At 58.7% G+C, this 12163-nt stretch carries 15 protein-coding genes; 4 read left to right on the top strand and 11 right to left on the bottom strand.

All coding sequences use genetic code 11. The annotated features are described in order from the left end of the window. Positions 1–4: 4 nt before the first annotated feature. Together AC2FNB_RS05095 and AC2FNB_RS05090 are read right to left on the bottom strand one after the other, a co-directional pair. Entirely contained in the window at positions 5–670 is a 666-nt protein-coding gene (locus AC2FNB_RS05095; RefSeq protein WP_496744874.1) for a helix-turn-helix transcriptional regulator, read from the bottom strand. Positions 671–703: 33 nt separating this feature from the next. Next, entirely contained in the window at positions 704–1009 is a 306-nt protein-coding gene (locus AC2FNB_RS05090; protein ID WP_480748146.1) for a hypothetical protein, read from the bottom strand. A 223-nt stretch (positions 1010–1232) separates the two neighbouring features. Between AC2FNB_RS05090 and AC2FNB_RS05085 the strand changes: the two genes are divergently transcribed. From AC2FNB_RS05085 to AC2FNB_RS05070, 4 genes are all read left to right on the top strand, one after another. Further along, positions 1233–1448, top strand: a complete 216-nt coding sequence (locus tag AC2FNB_RS05085; protein ID WP_480748147.1) for a twin-arginine translocase TatA/TatE family subunit — start codon at positions 1233–1235, stop codon at positions 1446–1448. Positions 1449–1454: 6 nt separating this feature from the next. Then, positions 1455–1928, top strand: coding sequence for a Sec-independent protein translocase protein TatB (tatB, locus tag AC2FNB_RS05080; RefSeq protein ID WP_480748148.1), 474 nt, complete (start codon positions 1455–1457; stop codon positions 1926–1928). Continuing rightward, complete coding sequence (tatC, locus tag AC2FNB_RS05075) at positions 1925–2845, top strand: twin-arginine translocase subunit TatC (protein WP_480748149.1); 921 nt, start codon at positions 1925–1927, stop codon at positions 2843–2845. The genes tatB and tatC overlap by 4 nt, the downstream gene beginning before the upstream one ends. Before the next feature lie 117 nt (positions 2846–2962). After that, a complete protein-coding gene (locus AC2FNB_RS05070; protein ID WP_480748150.1) occupies positions 2963–3805 on the top strand; it encodes an ATP-binding protein in 843 nt (280 codons plus the stop codon). A gap of 68 nt (positions 3806–3873) precedes the next feature. On the opposite strand, the gene AC2FNB_RS05065 is transcribed toward AC2FNB_RS05070, so the two are convergent. The 9 genes from AC2FNB_RS05065 to alr all read right to left on the bottom strand — a co-directional run bounded on the left by AC2FNB_RS05065 (position 3874) and on the right by alr (position 12147). Beyond that, positions 3874–4518, bottom strand: coding sequence for an SDR family NAD(P)-dependent oxidoreductase (locus AC2FNB_RS05065; RefSeq protein ID WP_496744870.1), 645 nt, complete (start codon positions 4516–4518; stop codon positions 3874–3876). A gap of 42 nt (positions 4519–4560) precedes the next feature. Next, a complete protein-coding gene (locus tag AC2FNB_RS05060) occupies positions 4561–4806 on the bottom strand; it encodes a hypothetical protein (RefSeq protein WP_496744868.1) in 246 nt (81 codons plus the stop codon). 155 nt (positions 4807–4961) lie between these two features. Continuing rightward, complete coding sequence (gene purF / locus AC2FNB_RS05055; RefSeq protein ID WP_480748433.1) at positions 4962–6422, bottom strand: amidophosphoribosyltransferase; 1461 nt, start codon at positions 6420–6422, stop codon at positions 4962–4964. A gap of 180 nt (positions 6423–6602) precedes the next feature. After that, a complete protein-coding gene (locus AC2FNB_RS05050) occupies positions 6603–7166 on the bottom strand; it encodes a CvpA family protein (RefSeq protein ID WP_480748153.1) in 564 nt (187 codons plus the stop codon). Between the two features lie 36 nt (positions 7167–7202). After that, the gene (radA, locus tag AC2FNB_RS05045) at positions 7203–8567 is read right to left on the bottom strand and encodes a DNA repair protein RadA (protein ID WP_480748434.1); all 1365 of its coding nucleotides are present in this window, start codon (positions 8565–8567) and stop codon (positions 7203–7205) included. A 40-nt stretch (positions 8568–8607) separates the two neighbouring features. Next, positions 8608–9042 (bottom strand): paraquat-inducible protein A, encoded by a 435-nt coding sequence (locus AC2FNB_RS05040; protein WP_480748154.1) that lies wholly within the window; start codon positions 9040–9042, stop codon positions 8608–8610. 548 nt (positions 9043–9590) lie between these two features. Next, positions 9591–10337 carry an ABC transporter ATP-binding protein gene (locus AC2FNB_RS05035; RefSeq protein WP_480748156.1) on the bottom strand — a complete coding sequence of 249 codons (747 nt, stop codon included), beginning with the start codon at positions 10335–10337 and terminating at the stop codon, positions 9591–9593. After that, entirely contained in the window at positions 10334–11116 is a 783-nt protein-coding gene (locus AC2FNB_RS05030; RefSeq protein ID WP_480748157.1) for an MlaE family ABC transporter permease, read from the bottom strand. Before AC2FNB_RS05030 ends, AC2FNB_RS05035 begins: the two co-directional genes overlap by 4 nt. Next, positions 11113–12147 (bottom strand): alanine racemase, encoded by a 1035-nt coding sequence (gene alr, locus AC2FNB_RS05025; protein ID WP_496744865.1) that lies wholly within the window; start codon positions 12145–12147, stop codon positions 11113–11115. The genes AC2FNB_RS05030 and alr overlap by 4 nt, the downstream gene beginning before the upstream one ends. Positions 12148–12163: the final 16 nt, after the last annotated feature.

The following is a 12163-nucleotide window of genomic DNA, read 5'->3' as shown; positions in this document are numbered from 1 at the left end:
CTGCTTACGGTTGAAAATCGCTCAACCGTTTCCCCGGTTCGTCCGAGAAGAGCTCCGGCAACGGGGTGACGCTTTCGATCAGGTCGACGCGAAAGACACGGAAAGCCGAGCGCATCTCGCACCATGCGGTCAGCGTCCAGACGCGTCCCCAGTACTCCATGTGCAAGGGGCGAATGACCCGATCTGTCAGGGTGTGGTCAATACGGCGATAAGACAGACGCAGTTTTTGCCGCGCTTTGATGGCAGCCCGGATCGGAGTCATTTGCGCCAGCCCCCTTGCCGCATCGGCAAAAGGATAGACTGCAAATTTCCAGGCATCTGCCTCGGCAATGGTCTGGGTTGGCAAAATCGCGTCGATTTTCTCGGCCAGTGATTCTGCTGCAGCTTTCAAGTCGGCATCGGCGGCCTCGGCGACGATTGCCATCCCCAGATTCAGTGCTTCCAATTCTGCAGGGGTCAGGTTGAGCGGTGGCAAGGTAATCTGTTCGCGCACCATGTAACCGACTCCGCGCTCGCCTTCGACCGGGATACCCGAGGCGGCCAGCGTGTCCATGTCGCGATAGATCGTGCGGACCGACACTTCCAGTCGGTCCGCGATATCCTGGGCGCGGTACAGTTTTCCGTCGCGCAAGATTTGGATGATATCGAAAAGACGATCAGTGCGGCGCATGAACTTACCCTTGGCGCGCCATGACCTAGATCGTCAAGCGCTCATGTCCCAAAGCACCGTTTCGTGCCGCATCTCGATGGTATCTGGACGAATGGCGGCCATTAGTGCGACGGCGAAATCCTGCTGGGGGAATCTCCTGGCCGCAGTTTGGGCCGATTGAATGTCCTGCCAGACCACATAGTCGGTCCAGCGCCCATCCTCGCCCTGGCTCAATTGACGATGCTTGAATCCGGCTGACGCCCGGACAAAGGCTTCTGAAGATTTGCTAAGGTTTATGAACGCCTCTTCGCTAACCCCATTGGCCAGCGTGAAGGTGACAATTTCAGCGACATGGGTCATGTTGATCTCCTATTTGTTACTGTCGGTAGGGTGGGCCTAGCATCAGGCAACTGACATAAACCTGTCAGTAGCTTTCAGGGCCTGAACGAAACGGTCATTTTTTTCGTGAAAAGGCGTGTCACCAAAGCTGTCTGTGCTTTCTGTGCGTCGGACACAGGCGTAAAACACCAATCGAAATCATGACGACCGGTGCTCTGGAAACCGGTGAAAGAGGAGTAAGACTATGCTTAACAATATCGGCCTTCCCGGCCTTCTGCTGATCGCGGTTGTGGTGCTGGTGCTGTTTGGCCGTGGCAAGATCAGTTCGCTGATGGGTGAAGTCGGTAAAGGGATCACCGCTTTCAAGAAAGGGGTCAAGGACGGTACCGAAGAGATCGAACAGGACGCCGCAACCGCTGCCAAGGATGTCACGCCCGAGACCGACAAAGACAAGGCATAAGCAACCATGTTTGATCTGGGCTGGACCGAGCTTCTGGTTATCGGCATCGTGGCGCTGATCGTAGTAGGGCCCAAAGACCTGCCTGTCCTGTTCCGCAATGTGGGGCAGTGGGTTGGTAAGGCTCGAGGCATGGCGCGTGAGTTCAGCCGTGCAATGAACGAGGCGGCCGACGAGGCTGGCGTGAGTGAGATATCCAAGGGGATCAAGGCTGCGACCAACCCCGTGAACACGGCGATGGACGGGGTCAAGAAGGCGGCGCAGGACATGGCCTCGGATATTACCTCGGGCATTGATCCGACCAAGTTCGATCCTGACAGCGAGACCGGAAAGCTGGCCGCCGAGCGGGCCGAGCAGGCCAAGAAGATTCAGGCCGCGACCGCCCGTGCCGCAGCCGATCGCAAGGCGCGCGAGGCCGCCGATGCACTGGCCAAGGCCGAAGAAGCCGAGGCGGCGCTCAACACCGAGACAGACAAGACATGAGCAAATCAGACGAGATCGACGACACCTCCGCGCCGCTGATCGAACACCTGACCGAACTGCGCACGCGGCTGATACGTTCCGTTCTGGCCTTTGTGGTCGGCATTATCGTCGCCTTTGCGGTGGCCGAGCCGATCCTGCAGTTTCTGTTGCAGCCGATCGAGGCGACCCTTCGCGAACTTGGCGATCCTTCCCCGACGTTGCAGTACACGTCGCCACAGGAATACCTGTTCACCCTGTTTAGAATATCCATGGTATTCGGTTTCGCCCTGGCATTCCCGGTGATCTCCTACCAGATGTGGCGGTTCGTGGCGCCAGGGTTGTACCGATCGGAAAAAGGCGCATTCCTTCCCTTCCTTGTCGCGTCACCTTTCATGTTCCTGCTCGGGGCAGCCTTTGCCCAATTCGTGGTGACACCACTGGCGATGCAGTTCTTCCTCGGCTTTGCCGATGTCAGTTCGATCTTTGCCAACTTGCTGTCTTCGGCGACGGGTGAAGTGCCGACCGAAGTCGCCGTGGTACCCGAGACATCAGACGGCGTGAAAATCACGTTTTTTGGCAAGGTCAATGAATCCCTCGACATCACGCTGAAGTTTATCCTCGCCTTCGGGCTTTGCTTTCAATTGCCGGTCCTTTTGACGTTGATGGGTAAAGCAGGTCTTGTCAGCGCCGAGGGGCTGGGTGCCGTCCGGAAATACGCGATGATTGGTATTCTGATCCTTGCGGCCTTGGTCACGCCACCAGATGTGATCACCCAATTGATCCTGTTCACGGTGGTTTACGGCCTGTACGAAGTTTCGATTTTCCTTGTCGCGCGTGTCGAAAAGAAGCGCGAGGCGCAGCTGCGTGCGGACGGCTATTACGACGACGAGGAAGAGGACGATCCCCTGATGGCCGAGTTTGAAGAGGACGGCAAGTAAGCCTCGCTCACTCGACTGGAATGGCGTGCGGGGCAACCCGCGCGCCTTTTTCGGTTCAGATGGCTTGTCGCACTTGCCGGAACATGTTTGAAGCGCCTGATCAGACCGGAGGACCATATGGACAGCCAAGCCCTGAACCGCATTGCCGAAGCCCTGGAACGGATGGCACCCGCACCGCTCGCCGCACCGGACTTCAATGCGGCATCGGCATTTGTCTGGCATGTTGATCCCGATCGGCTGGAACCTGTACCGCATGTCAACAGAGTGGATCTCGACCTGCTTGTTGGCATAAACCGCTCACGCGATACGCTGCTCGACAACACGCGGCGGTTCGCAAAAGGTTTCAAGGCGAACAACGCGCTTTTATGGGGCGCGCGCGGTATGGGCAAATCGAGCCTGGTCAAGGCCGTACACGGCACTTTGCAAGACGATCATCCAGATTTGAAACTGGTCGAACTCCAAAGGGAAGACATGGGTTCGGTCGCACGCCTGCTCAACCACCTGCGCGCCGCGCCGCACCGGTTCATTCTGTTTTGCGATGACTTGTCATTCAGTCATGACGACCAGCACTATAAATCCCTCAAGGCCGTGCTGGATGGTGGTATCGAGGGGCGCCCGGAGAATGTCGTGTTCTATGCTACATCGAACCGCCGCCACCTAATGCCGCGCGACATGATCGAAAACGAACGCTCCAGCGCCATCAACCCGTCAGAGGCAGTCGAGGAAAAGGTGTCGCTCTCGGATCGTTTCGGCCTTTGGCTGGGCTTCCATCCATGCAGTCAGGACGAATACCTTGCCATGATCGACCGCTATTGCAGCGCCTATGGTGTCAGTGTCGGGGCGGAAACACTTCGGGCCGAAGCTATTGAGTGGCAAGCCACACGCGGTGCCCGTTCGGGCCGAGTTGCGTGGCAGTTCTTCGTCGATCTGGCGGGACGTCAGGGCGTCCACATCGCATGACAGGTCGTCTTGGTCCTCACAAGTCTACTCCGGCAACAGCCGGGAATGTGACCCGGAACGAGCCACACTTAGAGCAGAGCCAACAACCGAGTGGCTTCGTCGGAGGGCGATGCCAAGACCGAACGATCTTCTCCGGGAAAAAAACGCGCCCGTAAAACAGTGGCCATCGGTGCCGGTTCCAAGATCGTCACTTGTGGTCCGGTATTGACGGTTTCTGCGGCCCAGCTGCGCGCCAGGGCAATTTGCGCCGCCTTGGTTGCCCCATAGCTGCCAAAAAACTTCTCGCCTGCACGGCGATCGTCAAAGAATACTGCCTGTCCTGTCTCGCCCAATAGCGGCGCAATATAAGGGATCAGAACCGAAGTGGCCGTGGCGTTGATTGAAACGGATTTGGTCCAGTCCTTGGGATCGACGAAGGGGGCAGGCGTCAGCGGCGCTGCATGGATCGCTGTGTGCAGCCACAAATCCAGCTTGCCCCAACGGTCGTATATCCCCCGGCACAAGGTCGCCATCGCATTCGGATCAGCGATATCCATCGGCGCAAGTGTCGCCGCACCGCCTTTGGCTTGAATTCGATCGTCCAGTTCTTCCAACCCGCCTGTGGTGCGGGCTACGGCGACTATGTGATAGTCCTCGCTGAGCGCTTCGGCAAGTGCGGCTCCCAGTCCGCGCGAAGCCCCGGTGACAAGGGCGATTTTGGTCTTATCGGTCATGTGGGCGGTTTGAACCTCCATGCGGGTATCGTCAAGTCAGGATTAGCTTCCGGGGATGTCGATCCTGCGGGTCTGGCCGCTTTGCCGCAGTACCAGCCCAGAGTTGTTAATGGCGATGACCGTGCCGGTTCCAATCCGGCTGCCGGGTTTGACTTCCTTGGTGCGGCCTGTCGAAAGGCGAACCAGGGCGTGCAGGTTATTGGCGGGGCCGAATACTCCCAGCACGGAAATATCATTCCGTGTTAACGCACCTTTCTGCGTTGCGGCGCTGTCTACCTTGTTGCTCATGGAGTCGGCCCGGTCAGTGAGTGACCGGGGTTGGGTAGTGATTTGGCCACCAAAGCGAAAGAGCCAAGCGTGCGGACTAGCAAAAAATTGCTACTCGCGTGAGCATGAAAAGAAAGGAGCGCAAGCGCTCCTTTACGTTTCTATCCCAGACAAGATCATTCCGCTGCGGGTTGCATCTTGAACCCCTGTTCGATCATGTCCGCGGGGCTCACAGGGTACTCGCCAGAGAAACAGGCGTCGCAATACTGCGGGCATGCCTTGTCGCGTCCACCCGACTGCCCAACGGCTCGGTAAAGACCGTCCAGTGAAATGAACTTGAGGCTGTCGACCGCCAGATGCTTGGTCATTTCCTCTTCGGTCATGGTCGCTGCCAGCAGCTTTTCACGCTGTGGTGTGTCGACACCGTAAAAACAAGGCCAGGCTGTTGGCGGGCTGGCGATCCGGAAATGCACTTCCTTGGCGCCCGCATCCAGGATCATTTCCTTGATCTTGCGGCTGGTCGTGCCACGAACCACCGAGTCGTCCACCAGAATCACCCGTTTGCCCTCGATCAGCGCGCGATTGACGTTCAGCTTGAGCCGCACGCCCATATTTCGGATCTGCTCGGTCGGCTCAATAAAGGTGCGACCCATATATTGGTTGCGAATGATTCCCATTGCATAGGGGATGCCCGATTCCAGCGAAAAGCCGATTGCGGCAGGCGTGCCACTGTCGGGCACCGGGCAAACCAGATCGGCTTCGACCGGACTTTCCTTTGCCAATTCCCGACCGATGGCTTCGCGGGTTTCATAGACCGACCGGCCACCAAGAATGGAATCAGGGCGCGAGAAATAGACGTGCTCGAAAATGCAGAACTTTGGCGGTTGTCGCCGGAATGGAAAGTTGCTTTGGACACCCTTTTCGGCAGTGATCACAACCATCTCGCCCGGTTCGATTTCGCGAATGAATTCCGCGCCGATGATGTCCAGTGCACAGGTTTCCGATGCTAGGCACCAGCCGTCACCGATCTTGCCCAGCACCAACGGCCGAACGCCCATCGGATCGCGCACGCCGATCAGCTTGGTCCGTGTCATTGCCACCACTGAAAATGCGCCTTCGACCCGGCGCAGGGCGTCTTCCATCCGCTCGGGAATGTTGCGCTGCAGGGAACGCGCCATCAGGTGAATGATGCATTCACTGTCGGACGAAGATTGAAAGATAGAACCGCGTTCAATCAGTTCGCGGCGCAATGCGTTGGCGTTGGTGATGTTACCATTATGGGCAATCGCAGCACCGCCCATGGAAAACTCACCAAAAAACGGCTGCACGTCGCGGATCGCGGTCTGCCCCTTGGACCCGGCCGTCGAATAGCGCACGTGGCCGATCCCCAGTGGTCCGGGCAGGGCTTCCATGATGTCGGCGGATGTGAAGTTGTCGCGGACATACCCGAATCGGCGGACCGAGTTGAAGCCCTGTTCAGGATCGTGGGTGACAATGCCGCCCGCCTCCTGACCGCGATGCTGCAGGGCGTGCAGACCGAGAGCTATGAAGTTGGCAGCATCCTGAACACCGACGACGCCGAATATCCCGCATTCCTCGCGGAGCTTGTCATCGTCAAATGGGTGGGCGGGGGGCATCTGCGGGCTTTGCAAGGCGGGCAGCTCCGATTCCTGTTCCGAGTTGGCCTTCACATAATGCCTCAGACGCCCTGTGTCACCAAAGGATCACGTCCGCGATTTGCCGCAGGTGAAGAAATGAGCGGCCAAAACAAAAAAAACCCGGGACTTGCCCGGGCATTTTCAGGAATGGCGGATGAATTACTGCTGCGGGTTGCTGCAGGCCCCGACCAGGTCTTCATATTGCTGGGTGACCCATCCGAGCGCCTGTTCGGGGTTTTGTTCTTCGATCTTGGCGCTGAACTGCGCAAAAACCTCGGCCGAGCGGCTTTCATCGACAATGGTGAAGTTCTGACCGGTCATTACAGTGTCGTAGACAAAGAACGCGATGGCCACCAGGACGATGCCCCGCGCCACGCCAAAGAAGAACCCCAACGCCTGATCCAGCCCGCCCAGAGCCGAACGTTGAACCAGCGAGGAAAAGAGTGGTGTGAATACGCTGACCACGATCAGGGCTACGGCAAAAACCGCTGCGAAAGCGGTAATGACGGACAACTCGCAACTGTCCCGCAGGAATTCGCCCAAAACGGGCACTTCCTTGATCAGCGGCATCGCCTTTGGCGCAAACAGGAAAGCCAGAACAGCAGCTGCGACCCAGCCGACGATGGCGAGCGTTTCGCGCACCAATCCCCGGGAATAGGCCAGCAGCGCTGACAGCACGATGATCAGGGCAACGACCCCGTCGATGATGGTGAAACCTTCCATGGTGTTAGCCTGCTCTTTTCTGCCTCGGGCGCGATACTAGCCTGCTCCGAAGGTTTCGCCAACAAACCCCACCAGATCAGATGGTCGGGTGAGTGTCAGTCCTGCCACAGTGGCCGTTTTGCCACCTGCCGGAGCAATTGCTGACGTGAAACCAAGTTTTTGCGCTTCTTTCAACCTGTTTTCGGTTTGCGGGGCCGGTCTTAGTGCACCTGACAAAGAAATTTCGCCAAAAACGACGGTGTCGGCCGGCAGGGCAGCGTCTTCGCGCGCACTCATCAGCGCTGCGGCAACCGCCAGATCGGCGGCGGGTTCGGAAATCTTCAGCCCGCCCGCGACGTTAAGATAGACATCGAGCCCTGCAAAGGGGATTCCGCAACGCGCCTCAAGCACGGCCAGAATCATCGCCAAACGCCCGCTGTCCCATCCAACAACCGTGCGACGAGGCTGAGAATGGGGCGAAGGGGCGACCAGCGCCTGCAACTCGACCAATACGGGGCGTGTGCCTTCGATCCCGGCAAATACTGCCGAGCCGGGGCTGGGTTTGCCGCGTTCGGACAAAAACAGGGCCGATGGGTTTCTGACCTCGGCCAGCCCCCTGCCTGTCATCTCGAAAACCCCAATCTCGTCCGCTGGACCAAACCGGTTCTTGACCGCACGCAGGATACGGAACTGATGCCCGCGCTCGCCTTCAAAATACAAAACCGTATCGACCATGTGTTCGACCACGCGGGGGCCGGCGATCTGGCCTTCCTTGGTGACGTGACCCACCATGATGATCGATACGCCGTGCCGCTTGGCGAAAGAGGTCAACTCATGCGCTGCCGCGCGGACCTGGCTGACCGAACCGGGGGCGCTGTCGACGTTGTCGGCCCACATGGTCTGGATCGAATCGATGATGGCAAGGCCGGGTTTTTCCGCCTCGAGCGTTGTCAGGATGTCGCGCAGATTGGTCTCAGCGGCCAGTTGCACCGGCGCATCGGCAAGGCCAAGCCGGCGTGCACGCATGCGCACCTGTGCGCTGGCTTCCTCCCCCGAAACATAGATGGTTTTCAAGCCCGTTCGGGCGAACCGTGCTGCCGCCTGCAAAAGCAGGGTGGATTTGCCGATTCCCGGATCGCCCCCCACCAATATGGCCGAGGCGGGAACCAATCCACCGCCCAGAACGCGGTCCAGCTCATCGACGCCACAGATGGTGCGGGGCGGCGGCGTTTCCTCTGCGGCCAGATCGCTCAGCGTGATGGCCCGCCCACGCTTGCCGCCCAACGATTTCGACGCGGGACCGGCGGACAGCGGTACCTCCTGTGCGATGGTGTTCCACTCGCCGCAGGCGTCACAACGGCCCGACCACCGCGAATGGGCCGCGCCGCAACTGGTACAGGTGAAGGTTTTCGTCTTTGCCATGCCGCCCTTGGTGCCCGAGGACGCGCGCCGCATCAAGCCCTCAGGTTGCGCGGCGCTCGGTCAGAAAGCCTAGCACCATCGACGCCAGGATGCAGCCAGTGAACAGGTAAAGCCCCCAGGCCGTTTCTATGGTGGCGTAGGAGATTCCCTTGGCCAGCGTTATGTAAAGCGCGATGAGGAAGATATCGGCCATCGCCAGCTTGCCGAGGATGTTCAGCGCGGGCTGTAGGCGAGGGTCCAGCAGGTTCCACTGGATCAGCGCGGTGCCGATGGTTTTGATGTAGGGGGCTAAGAGAGCGAAGACGGTAACGACGAGGGCCAGAAAAATGTCGGATGTCCACAGCGATTGCAGCCCGGTGATCACGCTGATCTCGCTGAGGCCGAAGATCGGCAGTAGCCCTGCGCGCATCAGTGGAGCGAACCACGCGATGGGGTAGAGGAGCAGGAGCGAAAGGGTGGCGAGGCGGATGAGCATGGCGGCTTGTTTTTGTTGGTTCGCCTAGACTTGCGCGTTTCCTATCAAATTTGAAAGAGGGAAAGGTAACTTGAGCGCATCAGTCGGTCGCAGGGTGAATCGTGTTTTGCACCCGGTAGGAGTATTGGCAAAAAGAAATGGGCTAGCGGCCCTTTTGGACTCGCTCAATACGGATTGATCAAAGAAAGATGACTGCAAACATGACATACCCCGCAACAGCACAAAGCAGCGCTGAAATAGCTGCGTGTAGGCGAAACGAGCTTTGGATAAATGCTTGGAAAATTAGAACCTGACAGCAATAAATGCGCCTAGTGTCACCAAGTGAAGATGCCACGACATGTGCCGTCGCAGATCGGAACCGCTGGCATTTACGAAGATCAGCAGAGCAAGCCAAAGGAATGTCATGGATGGCAGTGTAGCAGACAATACTCCTGCTTTCCGACTGTCCGGCTCGAGTTGCAATCTCATGCCCAGCCACACTGTTACGGCTGCAGCCACAAAGGGTGAAGCCAATAGAAACAGCGCGATAGAACCTTCCAACGGTCCTATCAACGCACCGCCTCAATCGGCCCTTCCGCCCGCCCGTAAATGAACTGATCCAGATAGGGATCGCCGCTCGTGTCCATCTCGCTCACAGGCCCGGTCCACTGGATCAGCCCGTCATGCAGCATCGCCACGTTGTCGGCAATCGCGCGGACGGAACTCATGTCGTGGGTGATGGTCATCGCGGTGGCGCCCATCTCGGTCACGATCTCACGGATCAGGTCGTTGATGACGCCGGACATGATAGGGTCAAGGCCGGTGGTGGGTTCGTCAAAAAAGATGATCTCGGGCTCAGCGGCGATGGCGCGGGCCAGCCCCACGCGTTTCTGCATGCCGCCTGACAGTTCCGCCGGAAGCCGGTCGGCGACGTCGGATTTCAGGCCCACTCGGCGCAGCTTTTCGATAGCGATTTCGCGCGCCTCGTCCGCCGGGCGTTTCAGCGACCCGCGCAGCAGGCGAAAGGCCACGTTCTGCCAGACGGGCAGAGAATCGAACAAAGCGCCGCCCTGAAACAGCATGCCAAACCTCGCCAGAAACGCATCACGGTCGCCTTCGGTCGCATCGCGCCCATCGACGAAGATCTTGCCGCTGTCGGGCGCAATCAGCCCTAGAATGCATTTCAGCGCCACGGATTTTCCGGTGCCCGATCCGCCGATGATCACCATCGAGGTGCCCTTTGGAATCTCAAGGTTCATTCCTTGTAGAACCCGATTGTCGCCAAAGGCCTTATGAACGTTCTCCATCCGGATCATATCGAGAAAAACACCCCTGTCAGAACGAAGTTGGCGGCAAGGATCAGCACGGCAGCGGCCTCGACCGACCCCTTGGTGGCGCGGCCCACGCCCTGCGCCCCACGGCCCGAGTTCATGCCGTAGTAGCATCCCATCAGCGCCGCGATGACGCCAAAGGCCGCCCCCTTGACCAATGACGAAACAATGTCGCGGGTTTCAAGAAAATCCACGGTATTCTGCAAATAGGCGGCGGCATTGAAGCCCAGATTTTGCGTCGCCACAACATAACCACCAGCGATTCCAATGATGTCTCCGACGCCGACCAGAACTGGCACTGTAATCAGCGCGGCCAACACGCGTGGGGCGGTCAGGTACTTCATCGGATGCGTCGACAGGGTGACCAGCGCATCGATCTGCTCGGTCACTTTCATCGTGGCGATTTCGGCGGCAATTGACGACGTCACGCGAGCCGCGATCATCAGGCCGACCAGAACCGGTCCAAGCTCTCGCACCATGCCGATTGCGACGATCTGGGGTACCACGGCCTCGGCGTTGAAACGTGCACCGCCTGCATAGATCTGCAACGCCAGCGCGCCACCGGTGAAAATCGCGGTCAGGCCGACGACTGGCAGCGACAGCCAGCCGATATTCAGCAGAGCCACACCAAATTCGCGCGGATAATAGGGCGGGCGGAAAATATGCGATATCGCATCAAACGCGAACAGGCCGACCCGCCCGAATGCAGCAAGGACGGTCAAAACTGTTCGACCAAGTCCGGCCAGAAGAGCGAGAGGGTTCATTCCACGTATTTCCGTGCATATCGCGCGCCAAGCGAGGTGAGGATTTCGTAACCGATTGTTCCGGCGATTTTTGCCAGATCATCCACGGTCTGCTGCGCATTCAATATCTGCAGCGCCTCGGGGACGTGGCCTGCGTCGGTGACGTCGATTGTAATCAGGTCCATCGAGATGCGCCCGACGACCGGACAAGGCGTTCCGCAGGCATAGGCCTTGATCCCCCCGCCTGTGGCCCGATGCAGGCCGTCAGCATACCCGGCAGCGACAGTTGCGATCCGCGACGGACGCGTGGCGGTCCAGGCGTTGGCATAGCCCACTGTCTCACCGGGCTGTACGTGCCGAACCTGCACGACTGGAAGATCGACGGTGACGACTGGTTTTGCCTCGGCAAAGGGCTGGCCACCATAAAGACCGACGCCGGGTCGGCAGAAATCGAAATGATAGTCTGACCCCAATAGCAATCCGCCCGTCGCCGCAAGCGACTTGGGAACATTAATTCCTTCCGTCATCTCTTTGAAAACGTGTAATTGCTGCGTGTTCATCGGATGATCTGGCTCATCTGCACAGGCCAGATGCGACATGATCAGAACGGGGTTTCTGGACAGTGCCGTTTCGCGCAACTCAGCCCAATCGGCAGGCTCAAGACCCAGCCGGTTCATGCCGCTGTCCAGTTGGATGCCAAAGGGGTGACCCGACAACGTTTCCATGTGACGCTGGAATTGTTCGGTAGAGTTGAGCATCGGTACAAGATCATAGTCGCGCAGGATATCAGTATCGCCCAGCATATGTCCCGAAAACACGGCAATCAGCGGTCCCGGTCCAAGTGCCTCACGCACCGCCACGCCTTCACCCGCGACGGCGACAAAGAACTTTCGAGCACCCGCCTTGGCCAGCGCGGGTGCAACACGCCGAACACCCAGGCCGTAGGCATCCGCCTTGACTACAGCCGCGGTCTCAACGGTGTTTCTTGCGTCAAGCGCCCGCCAATTATCGGCGAGCGCGGACAGGTCAATGGTCAGACGTGCAGTACTCATGGGCTCCGTTCATGAC

Source organism: Ruegeria sp. BHSB058 (genome assembly GCF_059613285.1).
This window is presented reverse-complemented; position numbering and strand designations above follow the sequence as displayed.